The sequence below is a fragment of the Veillonella sp. genome, assembly GCF_018364065.1.
Classification (GTDB): domain Bacteria; phylum Bacillota; class Negativicutes; order Veillonellales; family Veillonellaceae; genus Veillonella_A.
Genome location: NZ_JAGZMO010000001.1, coordinates 337,177 through 356,888 on the forward strand (window position 1 = coordinate 337,177; position 19,712 = coordinate 356,888).

General features: G+C 43.7%; 15 protein-coding genes. 1 reads left to right on the forward strand and 14 read right to left on the reverse strand.

The window, feature by feature from the left end; translation table 11 throughout:
- From KHZ77_RS01565 to KHZ77_RS01625, 13 genes are all read right to left on the reverse strand, one after another.
- Positions 1-777, reverse strand: coding sequence for an isoprenyl transferase (locus KHZ77_RS01565; RefSeq protein WP_295194978.1), 777 nt, complete (start codon positions 775-777; stop codon positions 1-3).
- Entirely contained in the window at positions 755-1,015 is a 261-nt protein-coding gene (locus tag KHZ77_RS01570; RefSeq protein WP_295194980.1) for a hypothetical protein, read from the reverse strand. The genes KHZ77_RS01565 and KHZ77_RS01570 overlap by 23 nt, the downstream gene beginning before the upstream one ends.
- Positions 1,015-1,575, reverse strand: coding sequence for a ribosome recycling factor (frr, locus tag KHZ77_RS01575; RefSeq protein ID WP_295194981.1), 561 nt, complete (start codon positions 1,573-1,575; stop codon positions 1,015-1,017). Before frr ends, KHZ77_RS01570 begins: the two co-directional genes overlap by 1 nt.
- Positions 1,575-2,303: a UMP kinase gene (pyrH, locus tag KHZ77_RS01580; protein ID WP_295194983.1), complete on the reverse strand. Its 729-nt coding sequence runs from the start codon at positions 2,301-2,303 to the stop codon at positions 1,575-1,577. Before pyrH ends, frr begins: the two co-directional genes overlap by 1 nt.
- A gap of 62 nt (positions 2,304-2,365) precedes the next feature.
- Positions 2,366-3,046 (reverse strand): translation elongation factor Ts, encoded by a 681-nt coding sequence (gene tsf / locus KHZ77_RS01585; protein WP_295194985.1) that lies wholly within the window; start codon positions 3,044-3,046, stop codon positions 2,366-2,368.
- Positions 3,047-3,210: 164 nt separating this feature from the next.
- The gene (gene rpsB, locus KHZ77_RS01590) at positions 3,211-3,993 is read right to left on the reverse strand and encodes a 30S ribosomal protein S2 (RefSeq protein WP_295194987.1); all 783 of its coding nucleotides are present in this window, start codon (positions 3,991-3,993) and stop codon (positions 3,211-3,213) included.
- Positions 3,994-4,771: 778 nt separating this feature from the next.
- Positions 4,772-6,091 (reverse strand): gluconate:H+ symporter, encoded by a 1,320-nt coding sequence (locus KHZ77_RS01595; RefSeq protein ID WP_295194989.1) that lies wholly within the window; start codon positions 6,089-6,091, stop codon positions 4,772-4,774.
- 251 nt (positions 6,092-6,342) lie between these two features.
- Positions 6,343-7,899: a gluconokinase gene (locus KHZ77_RS01600; protein WP_295194991.1), complete on the reverse strand. Its 1,557-nt coding sequence runs from the start codon at positions 7,897-7,899 to the stop codon at positions 6,343-6,345.
- A 17-nt stretch (positions 7,900-7,916) separates the two neighbouring features.
- Positions 7,917-11,747: a PolC-type DNA polymerase III gene (locus tag KHZ77_RS01605; protein ID WP_295194993.1), complete on the reverse strand. Its 3,831-nt coding sequence runs from the start codon at positions 11,745-11,747 to the stop codon at positions 7,917-7,919.
- Between the two features lie 65 nt (positions 11,748-11,812).
- Positions 11,813-13,207: a VanW family protein gene (locus tag KHZ77_RS01610; protein WP_295194995.1), complete on the reverse strand. Its 1,395-nt coding sequence runs from the start codon at positions 13,205-13,207 to the stop codon at positions 11,813-11,815.
- 14 nt (positions 13,208-13,221) lie between these two features.
- Entirely contained in the window at positions 13,222-14,193 is a 972-nt protein-coding gene (holA, locus tag KHZ77_RS01615) for a DNA polymerase III subunit delta (RefSeq protein WP_295194997.1), read from the reverse strand.
- Between the two features lie 9 nt (positions 14,194-14,202).
- On the reverse strand, positions 14,203-16,785 hold the full coding sequence (locus tag KHZ77_RS01620) for a ComEC/Rec2 family competence protein (RefSeq protein WP_295194998.1): 2,583 nt from the start codon (positions 16,783-16,785) through the stop codon (positions 14,203-14,205).
- 18 nt (positions 16,786-16,803) lie between these two features.
- Positions 16,804-17,487 (reverse strand): helix-hairpin-helix domain-containing protein, encoded by a 684-nt coding sequence (locus tag KHZ77_RS01625; RefSeq protein ID WP_295195000.1) that lies wholly within the window; start codon positions 17,485-17,487, stop codon positions 16,804-16,806.
- A gap of 316 nt (positions 17,488-17,803) precedes the next feature.
- On the opposite strand from KHZ77_RS01625, the gene KHZ77_RS01630 reads away from it, so the two are divergent.
- Positions 17,804-19,033 (forward strand): aminopeptidase, encoded by a 1,230-nt coding sequence (locus tag KHZ77_RS01630; RefSeq protein WP_295195002.1) that lies wholly within the window; start codon positions 17,804-17,806, stop codon positions 19,031-19,033.
- 183 nt (positions 19,034-19,216) lie between these two features.
- On the opposite strand, the gene KHZ77_RS01635 is transcribed toward KHZ77_RS01630, so the two are convergent.
- Complete coding sequence (locus tag KHZ77_RS01635) at positions 19,217-19,696, reverse strand: dCMP deaminase family protein (protein WP_295195004.1); 480 nt, start codon at positions 19,694-19,696, stop codon at positions 19,217-19,219.
- Positions 19,697-19,712 lie beyond the last annotated feature (16 nt).

The window sequence follows — 19,712 nt, forward strand, 5'->3', positions numbered from 1 at the left end:
CTACTCCTCCACTTTTAACCCGCCGAAACGACGTTCACGCTGTTGATACGCACGAACCGCTTCCTCTAAAATGGCAGGGGTAAAGTCAGGCCAGTTGGTCGTAGTAAACCAAAACTCCGCGTACGCCAGTTGCCATAATAAAAAATTACTGATTCGATAGTCCCCGCTCGGGCGAATCAATAAATCCACATTAGAAAATTCCTGCGTATATAAACAACTTCCAAAATAATCTTCCGTTATATCATCCGGACTTAATTGTCCGCTCTGTACATCAGCCACAACATGTTTTACGGCCCGTACTATTTCATCGCGCCCACCATAGTTGATCGCCAACTGTAAGGTAAGGCCCGTATTATTCATGGTTAACTCTTCAGCATCTTTAATAATCTGCTGTAATTCTTCAGACAATCCGCCGATAAAACCGATAAAGCGAATTCTCACATTATGTTCGTGCATATCGCGCACATTGCCAAGCAAATATTCCTTGATCAAACTCATCAAGAGAGATACTTCCTGAGCAGGACGTTTCCAGTTTTCCGTGGAAAAGCCATATACAGTTAACGCTTTTACGCCCATATCATTGGCGGCGATAACAATTTTCTTCAATACATCCGCACCGGCACGATGACCCATGGTGCGCGGCATGCCACGATGTTTTGCCCATCGACCGTTGCCGTCCATAATAATTGCCACATGAGCGGGAATATTATTCGGATCTAGAGGCGCTGCACCTTCACCGCCTTGTGGATTTTGTTTACGAAATAAACTCTTTAGCATATTGTACCTCATTGCAGTTTTCGAATTCACTGGCTATCATAGGTCGGAACAGCAAAATCTGCCATACCTCCGGTTTTTGTTTGTCAATCGTAACGCGACCGACATAATAGTTGGAGTCTGCCACTGTAAAAAAGCGGTTATAATTATCTCCTATGGTCACTGCAAAAGGGATTTTGGCAGCCCGCAGTAATCCTTCTGCGAGCTGCCAAGGTAATCCTATAATCGAAGAAGTTTGCATTATACTTCTAATACATCCTTTTCCTTCTTGTCTCTTAAATCGTCGATAGCCTTGACTTTTTTATCAGTTAATTTTTGAATTTGTTCCTGACCGTCTTTCACATCATCTTCAGTGATTGTTTTAGCCTTTTCTTCTTTTTTCAAAGCATCGTTGGCATCACGACGGATATTGCGGATAGCAACTTTAGCTTCTTCAGCACGTTTGCTAACAACTTTAACTAATTCTTTACGGCGTTCTTCCGTCAATTGAGGAATAGCTAAACGAATTACTTCGCCGTCATTGCTTGGGTTTAAGCCTAAATCGGATTGTAAAACAGCTTTTTCGATAGGTCCAATCATGGAACGGTCCCAAGGTTTGATTAAGATTAAACGTGGTTCCGGAGCAGTTACGCCGGCTACCTGATTAATCGGGGACGGGGAACCATAATAATCAACCATTACTGTATCCAGTAAGGAAGTGCTTGCTCGGCCTGTGCGGATAGATGCGAATTCATGTTTTAAAGAATCGATTGTTTTATCCATGCGAGCTTCTTCTTGTTTCAATAGCGCTTGAATATCCATTATTTTTCTCCTCTTACAATAGTACCTATAACTTCTCCCTTGGCAGCGCGAGTAATATTGCCCGGAATGTCCATGCTGAATACTACGATTGGAATGTTGTTGTCTTTACATAAAGTGGTGGATGTGGAATCCATAACTTTAAGTTCGCGACTGATAACATCCATATATGTTAATTCATCAAATTTCTTCGCATCAGGATTTGTGCGAGGATCGCTGTCGTATACACCGTCAGCAAATTTCTTAGCCATTAAAATGGCGTCAGCTTCGATTTCTGCGGCGCGAAGTGCAGCGGTTGTATCCGTTGAGAAGTATGGATTACCTGTACCGGCTGCGAAAATAACAATGCGTCCTTTTTCTAAATGACGAATGGCGCGACGTCGGATATATGGCTCAGCTACTTCCTGCATAGCAATGGCAGTCTGAACACGGGTAGCTGCACCCAAGTTCTCCAATGCGTCCTGTAATGCCAACGAGTTCATTACAGTAGCAATCATGCCCATGTAGTCTGCACTGGCACGGTCCATACCTTTAGCGCTGCCTGCAAGACCACGCCAAATGTTGCCGCCACCAACTACGATGGCAATCTGAAGATCTGTAGTTTTAGCAAGTTCTGCAATTTCTTTTGCAATTTCTTCAACTACGATAGGGTCAATGCCGTAACCTTGTTCACCGGCTAATGCTTCACCACTTAATTTTAATACAATACGTTTAAACTTTCTATCACTCATCGCTATACTCCTTTATTGCAAAATAAGAGAACACTGGACGGTGTTCTCTTATCTGTTAAATCTTATTGACCAGCAGCTGCACGAACTTCAGCTTCGAAGTCGTCCTGGCGCTTTTCAATTCCTTCGCCTAAAGCGTAGCGAACGAAACGACGTACGTTGATATTTTCACCGATCTTAGCAATTTTTTCAGTAATAACATCAGTAATAGTTTTGTCACCATCTTTAATGAAAACTTGTTCCATTAGGCAGTTTTCTTTATAGAATTTTTCTACACGGCCTACAACCATTTTTTCAAGCACTGCTTCAGGTTTTGGTTTTCTGCCATTTTTAACATCTTCAGCGGCTTCAGCTTTAGCCTGTTCTAAAAGAACTGATTTTTCATGTTCAATTACTTCAGCAGGTACTTCTTCACGGTTTAAGTAAAGAGGGTTTGCTGCAGCGATTTGCATAGCAATATCTTTTACTAATTCCTGGAAGTCAGGAGTTTTAGCAACGAAGTCAGTTTCGCAGTTAACTTCTACGAGAACACCGATTCGGCCGCCACCATGAATATAGGAAGCAACAACACCTTCAGCAGCAATACGGCCTGCTTTTTTAGCAGCAGCTGCCAAGCCTTTTTCACGAAGAAGGTCAATCGCCTTTTCAATATTTCCGTCGGCTTCAGTTAACGCCTTTTTGCAATCCATCATGCCTGCGCCTGTAATCTCACGCAATTCTTTTACTAATGCAGCAGTAATAGCCATGTTCAAATATTCCTCCTATACATTAATTAAGGTAAGGTCATAATAGCCTTACCCTAATTTTATATTGTTTTACAATTTTTATCAATTAGTAAGTGAATCATCTATGACTTTATGTAATTAAATTACGTATAGCGTAATGATTCGTCCTCACTCATTGGTTTTTATTAGCCTTGACCGTCCTGAACCATGTCAACGGAGTCGGATACCATTTGTGCTAATGCTTGGTCAGCAGCTTCCTGGTGTTCGCCCTGTTCGTCCAAAGATTCGCCTTGACAACCTTCCATGATAGCGTCAGCCATTTTGCCTGTTAACAATTTAACGGCACGGATAGCGTCATCATTTGCAGGGATTGGGAAATCGATTTCATCAGGATCGCAGTTAGTGTCAACAGTTGCCACTACAGGGATACCTAATTTTTTAGCTTCCGCAATTGCAATGCGTTCTTTTTTAGGGTCAACTACGAATAAAGCACCTGGCATTTTAGGCATATCTTTAATACCGCCAAGGTATTTTTCTAATTTTTCCATTTCATGACGAAGACCGATTACTTCTTTTTTAGGAAGAAGTTCGAAAGTTCCGTCTTCAGACATTTTTTCTAACTCTTTCAAACGTTTAACGCGAAGTTCGATAGTTTTGTAGTTAGTCAACATACCGCCTAACCAACGTTCGTTAACGTAGAACATGTTGGAGCGTTCAGCTTCTTCTTTTACAGATTCCTGAGCTTGTTTTTTAGTACCTACAAAAAGTACTACTTCACCGTTTTGAGCTACTTCGCGTAAGAAATCATACGCTTCTTCTACTTTTTTAACTGTTTTCTGAAGGTCGATGATATAAATACCATTACGTTCAGTGAAGATGTACTTAGCCATCTTAGGGTTCCATCTTCTTGTTTGGTGACCGAAATGTACGCCGGCCTCCAATAATTGTTTCATTGATACTACTGCCATGTTGGCACCTCCTGTTAAATAACCTCCGCAGCGTCATCTCCAATATAAATCAGGACAATTCCTGACACAGACATTGAATCAAACTGCGTGCGTAATTTCATACCTTAAGAGTATATCACACGAAGAAGTGCTATGGCAAGCGGTTTAGAGGAAAATCTTTTTCTTTTTGCAATGTGTGTTATGGGCTGTTGAATCAATTCTCTCGCTCCCCTTTGCTTCGCAAAAAAGGTCCCTTCGAAAATTGATTCAACAGCCCTCCATTGCACGCTTCTACATTACATCCGAAAAAGACCATTCCTCAACCGGCGCAGCCATAGCAAAACTCGTGTGATATAAAGGTATTCATTTTTCCTCCCCCAACATCCATCGTCATTTACGGGCATTACGAAGGTGTTGAAATTTTGTTTACTAAAGTTGCTCTAATGTAAAAAAGCCTTGGGGCTTCCTCCTGCAACGAATTTTTTCGGAACAAAGGAGAATCTTCCATTGCCAATTTCGTGGTGAATATTGTGGTGTTGAAATTTTAGTTAATGAGGTAAATTATTCTAAAGATAAAGCCCCGGGAATTCCTCCTGCAGCGACCTTTTGGGGACACAGGATGCTCTAAATTACACTTTCCTTCCCCCAAAACATCCATCGCCAGTTTCGGGCGTTACGAAGGTGTTGAAGTTTTGTTTACTAAAGTTGCTCTAATGTAAAAAAGCCTTGGGCCTTCCTCCTGTAGCGACCTTTTTGCGAAGCAAAGGGAGCAAAGGAGGTAAGGCCCGAGGCTTTTATGTTAAATAAATAAGTTCAAAAGTTCAACACCGATCAAGCCACAAATGGCGATGGATGTTTCTACTGCGCACCACGTCCGCATTGTCTGTTTTACTGACAATCCAAAGAATTCTTTGAAGAGCCAGAATCCAGGGTCGTTTGGCGGGCTGAAGATTACGCTGCCGGCGCCAACGGCGATTACCATAAGTTCAGGGCTAACGCCTGTTGTAGCAATAAGTGGCGCTACGATACCGCCCGCTGTCATAGCCGCTACGGTTGCGGAACCAACGGAGATACGGATTACGGATGCGATTAACCAAGCGAGGAACAATGGGGATAGGTTGGCATCTTTTACCAAGGAACCGATATAGGTACCTACACCACTGTCGATCAATACTTGTTTTAACGCACCGCCGGCACCTACGATGAAGAGGATCATGGCAACTGTTAAGATAGCTTTTTCAGAGGTTTCCATAATTTCTTTCGTAGTTTTACCGCGCGCATAGCCGAATGTATAGAACGCTACCAAAATAGAGATAGACAAGGCTACGCTTGGGTCACCGATGAATTTGAGGATATGGTATAACACAGTATCTTTTGGAACACCTACCATGGTGCCGATTGTGTTGATAGCCATCAAAATTACCGGAGTCAAAGCAGTTAAGATACTGCTCCAGAAGGAAGGCATTTCTTCTTCAGTGAAGACTTTGTCATTGTGAAGACCTTCCGGAATGGAGTTTTTAATATCTTTTGCTGTGTTATAAAGCAAAGGACCGGAAATGATTACGGTTGGAATACCGATGATTAAACCGTAAATCAATGTTTTGCCGATGTCCGCATTGAATAATACGGAAATGGCTGTAGGGCCCGGATGTGGCGGTAAGAAACCGTGAGTTACGGATAAAGCCGCTACCATTGGCATACCTACTTCAAGAAGAGGAATATCTGCAGATACGGCGATTGTAAAGATAAGAGGAATTAAAAGTACAAAGCCGATTTCATAGAACAACGCAATACCTACGATAAAACCTGTCAGACAAACTGCCCAACGCACATTTTTGCGTCCGAAGATGTTAATTAATGTAGTGGCGATACGCTGTGCACCACCGCTGTCAGCCATTAATTTACCAAGGATAGCACCGAAGCCTACAACGATTGTTAAGCCGCCCAAGGTGGAACCTAACCCTTTTTGAATTGTAGGGAAAATCTGATCAATTGGAAGACCTTCCGCATACCCTACTACGACGCACACTAACAGCAAGGATAAAAAGCTGTTTACTTTTAGTTTTACAATTAGGAAAAATAGTAAAACTATACCTAATGCCAAAATAATGAGTGGCATTTTGACGCCTCCTTTCATTCAAGGCCATGAAAAAAATAAAACTCCATATATAGTCACTGAAAACCGACGGGCAAGCTCTCCTGCCTGCCGGCTTCTCAGTCATTTTACAGTGTTTATTTATTGTCGTTTAACAGTATCCGTAATTGCTTAATTTTTCAATCAGCTGTGCTGATAAAACAATTGTACCTATGTTGCAAGCAATTGCACCCATATTACCAATTACACAGATGTTGCAAACGATTGTATCTGTATTACAAGCGATTGAACGGATGGTCTTGCTGGAATGTTACCAGACGAGCCAAATCGTCTTTCATGTTGTTATAGAGTGATTTATAGATAGCCACTAATTCATCATATACTTGACGATGTTGTTCTTTTGGCTTGTAAATTTCCTGTGCCTGAACGAGTTCAGCTGTATCGGTAATGTCTTTCAATGTACCGTCGGAGATGAAGCCCAATACGGCGGCACCGAAGGAAGCGCCTTCACTGTTGGTCGGCAAGGTAATATCTTCATTGAAAATATCCGCCATAATCTGCAACCACAATTCAGACTTCGTGAAGCTGCCGCTTACGCGAATGTCTTTTACGTCTTCAAAGTCGCGAAGGGCGTGAAGTACGCAAAGAAGGCTGTAGCAGATGCCTTCCATAGTGGCACGAATCATATAGGAACGGCTGTGGTTCAAAGAAAGACCAACAAATGCACCGCGCAAGTCGGAGTTCCAGTATGGAGCACGTTCACCGGTAAAGAATGGCAGAAGAATCAATCCGCCGGAACCGGCAGGTACGTGGCGCGCTTTCATAGTCATTAAATCGTATGGATCCACGTCGAGCTGTTCCATTTGAGGTCCATGTAAATGAAGAATGCGGTCGCGCATCCAGCGCATGATGATACCACCATTGTTGATGGCACCGCCGGCTACCCACATATCATCGGTCAAGTTGTAGCACCATGTACGTTTCTGTTTATCCATGCTTGGTTTGTTAGTAAGCATGCGAATGGCACCGCTTGTACCGATGGTGCAGCTCAACTGACCGGCGGAAACGGCACCAATACCTACGTTAACCAATACGCCGTCGGTGGCACCGATAACAACCGGCAGGCCTGCAGGCAAACCAAGACGTTCCGCTACAGGAGCCAATAAGGAGTTGCTGTATGTAGTAGACACAACTTGAGGCAATTGTTCATTTTTAATGCCGATGAAAGCGAGAATTTCTTCATCCCACTCTTCTTTATGGGCATTGTATAAACCGCTGCTGCTGGCTACAGATTTATCTGTTACCCATTCGCCGGTTAAGTTGCGGAAAATGTAATCTTTAATGGAGCCGATGTGAGCCATTCGTTCAAAAATGGATGGCTGATTTTCTTTTACCCAGATAATTTTAGCTAACGGATAGCAAGCATGGAGGGGACAACCTGTATTGAAGTAGAAGTTCGCACAAGTTTCGTCTTTTTCCAAGCGGCGTACAATGGCCGCACTGCGGCTGTCCGCCCAGGTCATCATATTGCCTAAGAGCTGGAAGTCTTTATCTTGAGGGATAAAGCTATGCATTACAGAGCTCAAGGCGAGACCGGAAATAGTAACCAATTTGTACTGCAATGTTTGTACAGTACCGCGAATTACTTCTTCTACAGCATCGTAAATCTGTTGGGGATTTTGTTCCGCCCGGTCATACTGCGGTGTTTCCAACGCATAGAAAGCTTCTGTGGTAGCTACGGCTTTGCCTGTAGCAGTGTACGCTGTGGCGCGAACACCGGTAGTTCCCACGTCTACGCCAATCCAAACCGGTTCTTTTACTTTTATTGTCATACTGACCTCCTTGGAACTTAGCCGAATAAACTGATCTGTTCATCATCCGGTAAGTCTGTGAAACAATGAATCTCTTTCATCTTTTCGATGAGCGTCTGTGAAACGCCGCAACGACGACGCAAATCTTTAATGGATGTGAACGGACCTTTTTCCCGTTCTGCCGCGATTGCGTCAGCCACTTTTTCCCCTAAGCTGTCAATTGCTAAAAATGGCGGTAAGAGTTTACCATCTACTATTTTAAAACGACGGGCATCGGACTTCTGCAAATCCGGTGAAGAGAATTGGAATCCGCGCTGCAACATTTCCATAGATACTTCCAAAGCGGACATCATATCTTCTTCTTTGTTGCTGTTCTTCTTGAACTTCTTCGCTTCATCTACAACTTCTTTCAGTCGCTTAAATTCAGCCATCTGTCCGTTTAAATCTCGCTGCATAATCTTCACGTCAAACGCTTTGGCGCGAATGGAGAAATAAGCGGCATAGAAAGCGAGCGGATAATTAATTTTAAACCATGCAATACGGAAGGCCATCATTACATAGGCCACCGCATGGGCTCTCGGGAATAAGTACCCGATTTTTTTACAGGAATCGATAAACCAGTCAGGAATACCGCCGTCGCGCATTTCCTGTTCATAACCGGTAACCACTTCCCCTTGGGAATTTTTCTTTTCAATCCCCTTCCCTTTACGCACATTTTCCATGACGGAGAACGCCGTAAGAGGTGCAATATTGCGATGCATCAGGAAGTTCATGATGTCATCGCGCGTAGAAATCGCTTCATTCAACTGGCAGGTGCCGCTGGTAATCAATGTTTGCGCATTGTTCAACCACACGTCCGTACCATGAGAGAATCCGGAAATACGCACAATGTCGGAGAAACATTTCGGTTTGGAGTCTTCCAACATGCGTCGTACGAAGCCCGTACCACACTCAGGTACAGCCAGCGAAGCAACTTTATCCCCCATGAGCTGTTCCGGCGTAAGCCCAATGGCTTTCGTGGATGAGAACAGACTTAATGTATCAGGATCGTCAAACGGTATAGTTTGAATATCTACGCCCGTAATATCTTCGAGCATACGAATAATCGTCGGATCATCGTGCCCCAGAATATCTAGCTTTGTAATACGCCCTTCGAAGGAGTGATAATCGAAATGGGTCGTAATAATGCCGCTGTCCTTTTTATTGGCCGGATGTTGTACCGGCGTAAAGTGATGAATATCAATATTACGCGGACAAACCATGATACCGCCCGGATGCTGACCGGTGGTATTTTTTACTTTCGTAAAACCTTGTGCCAATTTCATGATGAAGGAGCGACGATATTGTTTGCCGTTAATTTCCGCATACTTGCGCACATAGCCCATGGCTGTTTTTTCCGCAATCGTACCGATTGTACCGGCGCGGAATACGTTGTCGCGGCCGAATAGTTCTTCCGTGTACTTATGGGCCTTCGGCTGGTAATCACCGGAGAAGTTCAAGTCAATATCCGGCACCTTATCCCCTTGGAAGCCCATGAAGATAGCGAACGGAATATCATGGCCGTTAGTCTTGAGAGGCGTACCGCATTCAGGACAGTTGGCTCGCGGTAAGTCGAAACCACCGGCGTACTCGCCTTTTTCAAAGAACTGACTATGCTTACATTTTGGACAAATGTAATGCGGCGGCAACGGATTTACTTCTGTAATATCCGCCATGGTCGCTACGAAGGAGGAACCTACAGACCCACGGGAACCTACGAGGTAACCGTCATCGAGGGATTTTTTTACCAGCTTATGGGCAATGTAGTACAACACGCCGTAGCCGTTCCCTATAATACGTTCCAGTTCGTATTCCAAACGATCCTTTACCACCTTAGGCAGCGGATCGCCATAAATTTCCTTCGCCTTTTTGTAGCACATATCAGACAGTGCTTCGTCCGCACCGTCAATCTGTGGCGAATACGTAATTTTATCGTCCGGCACCGGATACAAAGTATCGATGCTGTCATTAATCATGCGAGAGTTTGTAACTACAACTTCGTAGGCTTTTTCTTCACCTAAGTATGCAAACTCTTCCAGCATTTCATCCGTAGTTCGCAAATGAAGGTCCGGCTGATCTTTAGCATCCGTAAAGCCTGTAGCCGTAAGCAGGATTTCACGATAAATCTTGTCTTCCGGATTGAGGTAATGCACGTCACAGGTAGCTACAACCGGCTTATTCAGATGTTCACCCAATTCAACGATGGTCTTATTCATCTGAACAAGACTTTCCCTATCAGGCACGATGCCCTTATTTACAAGGAATTGGTTATTGCCGATTGGCTGAATTTCCAAATAATCGTAGAACGACGCAATCTCCAGTAATCGTTCCTTCGATTCGCCCTGCACGATAGCCTGCATCAATTCGCCCGCTTCACAGGCGGAACCGATGATAAGACCTTCACGATGTTCCTCAATGACCTGACGCGGTAAACGAGGACGACGGCTGAAGTAATTTAAGTGAGATAAGGTTACTAATTTGTACAAATTACGCAACCCTACAATGTTTTTCGCCAATAAAATGATATGGTAGCGCTTGCTGGACTCTTCGTTGTCGATTAAATACGCTTCTACACCGTAGATAACCTTAACGCCCAAATCCTTGGCCACTTTCTGCGCTTCAGGGAACGCCTGAATAACGCCGTGGTCCGTAATCGCTACAGCCGGATGGCCAAAAGCTTTTACTGTTTTAAGTAAGTCGGACACAGTAACCAGCGCATCCTTATCACTCATTTTCGTATGTAAATGAAGTTCCACGCGAGAGTCTTCACGATTTTCTTTTCGTGTGCTTTCTTTTTTGATTTCCTTAATGCTGCGCAATTTTAAAACGAAGTCCCGTTCAAACCGTTCATCCATTTCTACATCGCCGCACATTTGCACACATTTCATCTTGCTCAGCTTTTTCGCTAAGTCCTTACCTTCATCAATGGAATCAAGGAACTTGTTGAAACGGATACCTTCCGTGTCATCCACGATGCTCCCTGTTAAAATGGCGGAACCCGATTTAAGCTCACGCACATTTACTTCCAAAGGCATCCCTTCGAAAACCAGGTTACGGCCCCCTTCAGGTTGGGATGCAATGGTCACAACAGGATGCGTAATTTCCGGACCTAATAACATGCCCGGGTCGGTTACGTCTTTTTTACGACGTCGGCCCTTGCCATTACCGCCGCCACCATTGGCACCGCCCTTCCACTGCTTAGTCTCAGCTCCCGCTGAAGGCGTCGATTTAGCCGGTACATAGTCACAAATAACCGGCGTATCGTCGAATAAATCCAAGGAGGTATTATCAAACGGTGCAAACACATCATCCGAATCATCGCCGGACTCGTCGTAATCCATGAAGCGTGGCACACTGACAACGCTCACACCGCGGCCAGCCATAGTTTCACTATAGGATACGGAGTAATTAGCTTCTTCACTATCGTCCGTTTCATCGTCTTCAATGAAACCGTAGCTGTCGAAACTGTTATCCATACCTTCCGGATACTCCGAGTAATCAGGCATGAGCCCTTGCTTCTTACGCAAATATTCTATTTCTTCAATTAATTCACCCACGCCGCAACCACCGGCATAGTAATATTCTGCCAGTGTGTGGTCGTGAATCGGTTCATTCGCCCAAACATAAGAGCACATGGTGGATTCCATGAGAGGCACCGCATCAAAATTGACGTGCTTCTCCGCATACCATGCTTCCAGCTTGCGTTGCAGAGCCTGAAAGTTCTTGAATGACGAGTCTACCTGCTTAATCTTTATATTCTTTTTAGTAGATTCAATTAGAACAGCTGCCTTTTTCTTCTTCTTAGGCACTATGTGATATCGAATTGCCATTGTCTATTTGCTCCTACTTATTTACATCTCGTATTTCTATCTCTATTTACATCTCTATATGCTACTTAATTAGTCTTGTCGTTCTTATCCGCATCAGTGTTTTGTCCATTCCTGGACGTTTGATTCGAATCGGACTTTTGAGCCGGCGCATCTTTCGGTTTTACCACGACTGAGTCAACCGGATCATAAGTGGACGAGAAACTGTCACTGCTTACCTGTCCGTTTTTATGAACTACCTGCACATAAGTCATCATAGTGGAACCGTCATGTCCCTCTACCTGCACTTCTTCCTTAGTCGCCTTAGGATCAATGCGAACTTCCGTCTTATGCGGTAACACGCGGCTGTCCCCAACAGTTACGGATACAGACTTCGGTGCGTCATCTGCATGACCTAAAATGGTAATAACCAATGTATCACCTGCAGCATGGGCCATAATATACACCGGATGACTATAAGGATTTTTGAAAACAAAATCTAAGTAGCCATACGCAACCGTAGCGTCACGACCGGCCGGAATATAGCCTACCGGCGCAAAATGCGGCGTACGCTCTTCAATCGTCATACCGGATAATAAGGCCGTGTTGAACAATGTGGAACTTACCTGGCAAATACCGCCACCGATGCCCGGAACGAGCTTGCCGTCCATAAATACAGGCGCATCATCGTAGCCCGCTTCCGCCGTACGTTCCCCTACTATATTATTAAAGGAAAATACTTCGTTCGGTTTTAAAATTACATTGTTAATCTTATCCGTAGCCAACTGAATATTGTGGGTACGGCTCTGGTCGCCTGCATTATAGTATGTTTCATAGGTACCCAGCACAGTAGTAATGCCTGCCAAGTCCTCAGAAACAACTTTCGGCTTCGCCTGTTCATCTACAACTAATTCCAGTTGAGACACAGGCCCTTTATTTAACTGTTCCTGAAAATTCTTAATCGTTTTATCTACATCAAGGCGGCGTCCCAATGTTTCTTTGTGAAGAACCACATTGCCGTTTTCCACAGTTAAATACGCATCGTGACCGTCTTTCGCAAATTCCTTGTTATACTCTTGCAGCACATGCTCCAACATAGGAACATTCACATCGTAAACAATATTTTCTTTAACCGGATTTACTAAGGCTTGCCAACGGCTGTTTACATACTCCGCCACAGACGGTTCATAGCCGTAAGCCATAATATTCTCCATAGTTTTGGCAATATTCGGCTTAATACCCAAGTCCTTCATGGAATAGTATTTTACCTTGCCCTCTTTATTTTTAATGGCGATCTGCTGAGTATCTTTCGCAGTCTCCTCTTCAATAATCGTTTTAATTTCTTCCTGGCTGGCCTGTGAAATATTGCGGTCTCCCAAATACATGCCATAAATCGCATTTCCTGTAGGATATAAGAAGGCTCCTGCGGAAACACCTACTGCACCAATGACGGCGGCAACTAACAAGCTAACTTTCTTTTTCATAACTTCCCTCAAGCTTACTGTGCACAATAAGCCAAACACAAATCTTTAAAATATGAAATATCCCCTTCGCCACGTCGTGAACGACTCACACTTTCATAGAGTCCGCGCAACAACTTGGCCAATGCCACCGTTCGAACACGGCGACTTTGCTCGTAGGCCAATTTAATCGGATAGGCTTTCGTAGTTGACCCGAGCGATTTTAAATACTCCTGTACCTGACGTTCTGTCATGCCCTGTCCGGCACATTCATTCACCATGAGCTGCAGTCTCAACTGCCCCTCAATATATGACATGGCCCGATCTACTTCTTTATACTGCAAAATATAAGGAAATAAAGCCATTAATGTCTTCGCATTTCGATTAAACAGCGCCTCTTTGAACAAGAAAATATTCTTGGCGCTGAAATCACTGCCATTTTCCAATAGAAATTCCCGGGTAATAACCCCTTTCTTAGGGAGCAGCAAAAAGTAGCGGTCAAACTCAGTTCGCATAAACGCTACGGGCACGTCCTGCCACAACTCCAGCAGATGACGCATATATTCCGCGCCGTCCGGACTTAGTGAGTAACCGTTGGATTTACAATATTTCACAATCCATTGCAGCAGTGCGTCCCCTTTAAGCCGAACGCATTCTGTATTAGGTACAGTTTTAAGAAATTGACTATTTCCTTTCAACCGTTTATCGATAGTGTCGTGATAAATGACCAGCACCGGATTGTCTCCGTCGTAGTTCAACAGTACGTCGTAAACGCGCTGCCAATCGTCACTTACCTTTTTACCCGTCTTCGCGAAGATCTGTGGGTTAATTAAACAATATACGGTAGGCTCCGCAAACAGGGAATTCGCACTGAGCACTTCCGCCATTTGACCGGGGCCTACCTCATCATTCAACACTTGTTGCGGCCAATCCTTATATTTTTTTAAAAAGGCTATTTTTTTCTCTTCTATAAGCTGCGATTCATCGCCATATAGCAGTTCTACAGTCATAGCCCCTCCTTACAATAAAAAATCCGGGATTGATCGCTCTCCCGATTTATATACCTTTTCATCTGCCGGATCGATCTCCGTTCCCTGCTTATAGCCGGGAAAATACAATACCGCTTCTATAAAAGGCTCATCTTCTATTCGTTGCAACCAACCTTCGTCGGCTGTTCCTAAAATGGTGACTTTATCCTTATTTAATTTTAAAGTCTTTTTGCCTGTTTGTCTATGTTTGAATATATATGATTTATGAATACCGGCCACTTGTAAACCATCCGTCACAGATACGGCCACATCCTCGAAACTACGCTGTTCTCCCACTGCAAATACTTTATTTGAAATTTGATTCAATTCATAATTTGAATATTGAAGGCCTTTCAAGAGCGCTTCCACTTCGTCAGATTCATGAGGAATATTAATTTCACTATTAGAATTTCTGTTAACTTTACCGGTAGTTCTCCTATTAACTTGTTTATAAACTTCTTTATGAACTTCTCTATTAAACGCTCTATTAGCAAGCACAATATACTTCGGCTTCACCACGCCATAGTAATGGCAGCTGTTAATAATACACATGCGGCTGTAAGGCGACAACTCTTTACCGTCCAATTCCACATAGACCAGTGACTCCGGTGATGATAAAAACTGTTCCTTCATGACGATAAACGCCGCCCCCCGCGATAAGGGAATTGTATGGAGACGCAATGCGCCGTCAGGTTTTAAACTCACATTGGCCACACATAATAAAGCGAACAGCAAACTATATGCGCCTACCTCCCACATATAAGTGCGTACTCTTTTGATACGCATACAGAAATATAAACCATACAACACCATATTATATAGCCCCCAAAGTATTAGAGGCAACACGGCACTCCAATACACGAGGCCCGGCATGGTGGCAATGGATTCGTTCATAAACAAAGCAAGTTGCAGCAGCTTGCCAAGTCCGTGCCATAAAAAACTGACCAAGCCGGATATGCCCATGAACTGCAAAATAGCTGTTACTACAATAAGCCCCATGAGTGCCACTATAGCCAAGTCCAATAATGGTGCCACGACGACCGCCGCCAACAGTGACCCGATGCCCAGTAAATGGAAATAATATATCTGCAGTGGCCATATGATAAGTTGTGCGCTTACGCAAAGACTGATTGGTCCCATAATATAAGGCATATGTTTCGGCAAGCTCTGATACAAGCTTCGCGCAAAGAGCATAATTCCATAAGTGGCACCAAATGACAGCTGAAAGCTAATGTCCATGAGCTGTAGCGGATCATAGATGAGCAGCAAAAAGGCGCTTATATGCAATGCCTGTAAGCCTGCATACTCCTTTCGCTGTAAAATGCCTATGCCCATAAGAATCCCCATGAGAGCGGACCTGACAACCGGCGGATTATATCCGACCAAAGCGCAATAGACAATCACGACGCCGATAGCTCCGTTAGTAGCTCGCCGCTCCGTCATTTTAAATAAACGACCTATGAAAAATACAAATCCAAATAAACGAGCAATGTGAGAGCCTGACACGGATAATATATGTATTAACCCGGTCTTTGAAAATGCCGCCACAATGGACTCGTCCAATACTCCATAGCCTCCGCCTAAGAGCAAGCTTTCACTTAAATGACTCAACTCTTCCGGCAACTCGCGGTTTAGCATACTCTTTACAGACTGCTTCACAGGCCCCAGTAGATGTCCACTCAGAGATAAGAACCGTTCCTGTAAAGAACGCGGTCCAAACAATTCTTCCATATCTTCTGCCGTGATACTTCCTTTATATTCTCCGTCATGCATGGAGCCCACACGACCGGAACTTATGTAGCGTGCCTTCATATCCATGCGTCCCGCTTCCGGCATATGCGTAGCCGGTAAAACACTGCCGTGAACAAGCATATATGAACCTGCTCTGATGTTACCTATAGATTCAGGCTCAGTATTAGCGGTAGCGCTAATGTCAGAGCTGGAGTTAGAGTTTGAATTAGAGGCAATGCCAAAAATAGAGGTTCTGTCAGAATCAAACTCGGAGTTAGGTTTTGTTTTATCCACATAGATAGTAACCATCCCTTCAGAGCGAACCATATTATTCGTAGATGCCGCATCAGACATGAAGCCTTTTACATTCCCTGTAACCTTCCAGCTTTCTTCACCCTTTCTAACGGTCACTTCCGGATCTGTTGTGAGCTGTACAATAAAATGGCCCGGCGCCCGCACATAATTCGTATCCATTTCATAATAGGTCCAGATAACAGATTCAGTCCGTACATAACCGAATACAGCTATGACACCGCCTATGAGCACTACAATCAGCACGTAAAGAATCGATTGTGGTGCTTCCCGACGTGTAAATGTGTTCGCTGTGGCGGAAACAAACGCTTTACCCTTGTTGCACCAATGCGCACGCCCTATGACTACGAGAAGGAACCACGAAGATGCGAGAAAAAGTTGCATGGGTAATGAGTATTCATAGTAATTACCATAAGATATGCAAACGCCCACGGCAAAATTCCACCACCATAAAACAGCCCATTCACTATATGTAAGTACATAGCCTGTATTTTTAAATATGCTCAAGATCTGAATACTGATTTTGCGCATAGATCCTCCTGCTACATATCAAATCGTAATATGTGGTGCCAATTTCTTAAAGGTTGCGTCCCCAATGCCCTTCACCTTCTTTAAGTCTTCGATGGATGTGAAGGGTCCATTTGTGTTGCGATAATCCATAATCTTCTTAGCCGTTCCCGGTCCTATACCGCTCAGTGCAGTAAGTCCTTTTTCATCGGCTGTATTTATATTGACCTTCTTCTTTTGCAAAAGCACCTCCGGATTGCCGGAAAAGTTAAACCCTATATGTACGTGCGTTCCTATCTCCGCAGGCTCCGCCAAATTCAATGTGTCTACGGCCGCATAAGGCAAAAAACCGCCGCTAAGTTTTATGACGTCTCCCCAGGTGGCACCGTCCTGCACCTCATAAAGACCGGGCGATTCCACCGCTCCGGTAATGTATACTAATCGGTTCGTCGTATTTTCTTTATTACTTTTATTTTCTTTATTAATTTTATTTTCTATGCTGTTTTTACTTTCTGTGCTGTTTTTACTTTCTGTGCTGTTTTTACTTTCTGTGCTGTTTTTACTTTCTGTGCTGTTTTTACTTTCTGTACCTTGCTGAACTACCACCTTCGGCGAGCTGCCGGAAGCATTTAATTGCGCATCAGAATCTGCTATAATAGGTCTCAGCACGACTATATAAATAATCAATATCAATGACGCTGAAATCCAAAGTTTCTTGCCCTTCATGGTGTGCACCTGTGATCCTTTCTCAAATTTTAGGGGAGTAATTAGTTCCAGAGGGATAATTAGTTACAGAGGAATAATTAATTACAGAGGGATAATTAATTCCAAAGGTATAATTAACCTATAAACATACGAGCTAAACACATTATAGAGAAATATACACTTTACAATGTCTCTCCATAATAGAGTCTCCCCATACATTTCGAGAAAGTTTTTTTTAATCCTTGTAATTCACACCAATAGGGCGGATTCACTCTATTAGAGTTAGTCTGCAGCGAGCTGTTATTAGTTAATATTAACAATGAAAGGAGTATTTCTCATGGAAATACAACGTTTAAAACATTATGCCAACGCCTTATTAACTACGGGCGTTAACTTACAAAAAGATCAAACTTTAGTTATCTCTTCCGATGTGGAAACTCATAAGTTTGTGGAAGTTGTCACTGAAGCTGCATATGAACTGGGTGCCAAAGAAGTTGTAGTAAACTGGCGTTCCACTCCAATCAGCAAGCTGCGTCTTTTACACGGTGCCGACTCCGTATTGGAAAATCCCGCTCCATGGATCAGTGAGTACTATAAGACCTATGTGGAAGGAAAAGCGGCTTTTCTTTCCTTAATCAGCGCTAATCCGACAGCTATGAAAGGTGTTTCTTCGGAACGCATGGCTACGCAGTCCCGCGCTTTAAATAAGGTACTATCTTTCTATCACGATGCCATCATGGACTCTACGCTGACCTGGTGTGTAGCTTCTGTCGCCACTTTGCGTTGGGCCAACCTCTTAGGCTTTACAGGTACAGATGAAGAAAAAATTGACGCCTTATGGAGCCATCTCTTCAAACTTTGCCGAATTGAGGGCGTAAGCGATGAAGAATCGTTACCTAAACACTTGGAACGTTTAAAATTGCGCACCGCCGCATTGAACAAATATCAGTTTACTGAATTGCATTACACATGTCCTAACGGTACGGATTTAGTTGTAGGTCTGCCAAAGAATCACTTGTGGCAAGGCGGCAGCGAAGCTTCCAAATCGGGCATCATTTTCGACGCCAACATTCCTACGGAAGAAGTTTTCTCTGCGCCACAGTACAACCGTGTAAACGGAGTTGTATACAGCACTAAACCGCTCATTTACCAAGGCAACCACATTGAAGACTTCCACTTCACGTTTAAAGACGGCAAAATTGTGGACTACGACGCGAAGGAAGGTAAAGAGTACTTAACAAAACTTATCGAAACTGACGAAGGCTCTTCTTACCTGGGCGAATTGGCCTTGGTGGATCACTATTCCCCAATCAGCCAGTCGAACCGCATTTATTTTGAAACCTTGTACGATGAAAATGCATCCTGCCATCTGGCTATCGGTGCCGCCTATCCGACTTGCCTGCAAAACAGCGACGGCCTGAGCAAAGACGAACTGAAAGCGGCCGGCCTCAATAACTCTCACAGCCATGTAGACTTTATGATTGGCCATGAAAAGATGAACATCGTAGGCACTACTGCAGACGGTCAACAAGTAGTCGTTATGGAAAACGGTGCTTTAAAAATTTAACGGCTAACGCTGAAACTGACACTTAATGTGAGTACTAAATCAAAACGTAATACTCACAAAAGCTAATATCTTATATACAAAAAACGCTGTAGCGTCGGGATAATTCCCATGCTACAGCGTTTTTTATTTGTCCTATACACCTATTTTCATTTATCTTGTTTTGAGTTTTTATTCGCCCAAGTTTTACAGGTTAATTTCCAATTTACGACCTGTAGGCAAGTATTCGGTTAATTGTACGCCGGCTGTGCGAAGCATGCGTTTCGATGCTTTCACTTCTCGGGTGTCTTTATAAATGTCCTGCCAGTAAATGACTTCCTTGATGCCGCTTTGAATGATGGCCTTGGCACATTCGTTACAAGGGAACAAGGTTACATAAATCTTGCTGCCGTCCAGAGAACCGCCACGGTAGTTCAAAATGGCATTCAATTCACTGTGCACAATATAGAAGTACTTATTGTCCGCCTCTACGTTGCGGTCCCAAGAAAAATCATCATCGTTACAACCGCAAGGCATGCCGTTATAACCGATGGATAAAATTTTATTATCATCGCTGACAATGCAAGCCCCTACCTGAGTATTAGGGTCTTTTGAACGTTGCGCCGCCAAAATGGCCACACCCATAAAATATTCGTCCCAGCTGATATAATCTGTACGCTTTGCCATGCTGTGAGTCCTCCTT

Coding starts and splice junctions, on each gene's coding strand:
- KHZ77_RS01565 (WP_295194978.1), bottom strand. CDS start 777: ATGCTAAAGAGTTTATTTCGTAAACAAAATCCACAAGGCGGTGAAGGT.
- rpsB (WP_295194987.1), bottom strand. CDS start 3,993: ATGGCAGTAGTATCAATGAAACAATTATTGGAGGCCGGCGTACATTTC.
- KHZ77_RS01630 (WP_295195002.1), top strand. CDS start 17,804: ATGGAAATACAACGTTTAAAACATTATGCCAACGCCTTATTAACTACG.
- KHZ77_RS01605 (WP_295194993.1), bottom strand. CDS start 11,747: ATGGCAATTCGATATCACATAGTGCCTAAGAAGAAGAAAAAGGCAGCT.
- KHZ77_RS01600 (WP_295194991.1), bottom strand. CDS start 7,899: ATGACAATAAAAGTAAAAGAACCGGTTTGGATTGGCGTAGACGTGGGA.
- KHZ77_RS01595 (WP_295194989.1), bottom strand. CDS start 6,091: ATGCCACTCATTATTTTGGCATTAGGTATAGTTTTACTATTTTTCCTA.
- KHZ77_RS01610 (WP_295194995.1), bottom strand. CDS start 13,207: ATGAAAAAGAAAGTTAGCTTGTTAGTTGCCGCCGTCATTGGTGCAGTA.
- holA (WP_295194997.1), bottom strand. CDS start 14,193: ATGACTGTAGAACTGCTATATGGCGATGAATCGCAGCTTATAGAAGAG.
- pyrH (WP_295194983.1), bottom strand. CDS start 2,303: ATGAGTGATAGAAAGTTTAAACGTATTGTATTAAAATTAAGTGGTGAA.
- KHZ77_RS01635 (WP_295195004.1), bottom strand. CDS start 19,696: ATGGCAAAGCGTACAGATTATATCAGCTGGGACGAATATTTTATGGGT.
- KHZ77_RS01620 (WP_295194998.1), bottom strand. CDS start 16,785: ATGCGCAAAATCAGTATTCAGATCTTGAGCATATTTAAAAATACAGGC.
- KHZ77_RS01570 (WP_295194980.1), bottom strand. CDS start 1,015: ATGCAAACTTCTTCGATTATAGGATTACCTTGGCAGCTCGCAGAAGGA.
- frr (WP_295194981.1), bottom strand. CDS start 1,575: ATGGATATTCAAGCGCTATTGAAACAAGAAGAAGCTCGCATGGATAAA.
- KHZ77_RS01625 (WP_295195000.1), bottom strand. CDS start 17,487: ATGAAGGGCAAGAAACTTTGGATTTCAGCGTCATTGATATTGATTATT.
- tsf (WP_295194985.1), bottom strand. CDS start 3,046: ATGGCTATTACTGCTGCATTAGTAAAAGAATTGCGTGAGATTACAGGC.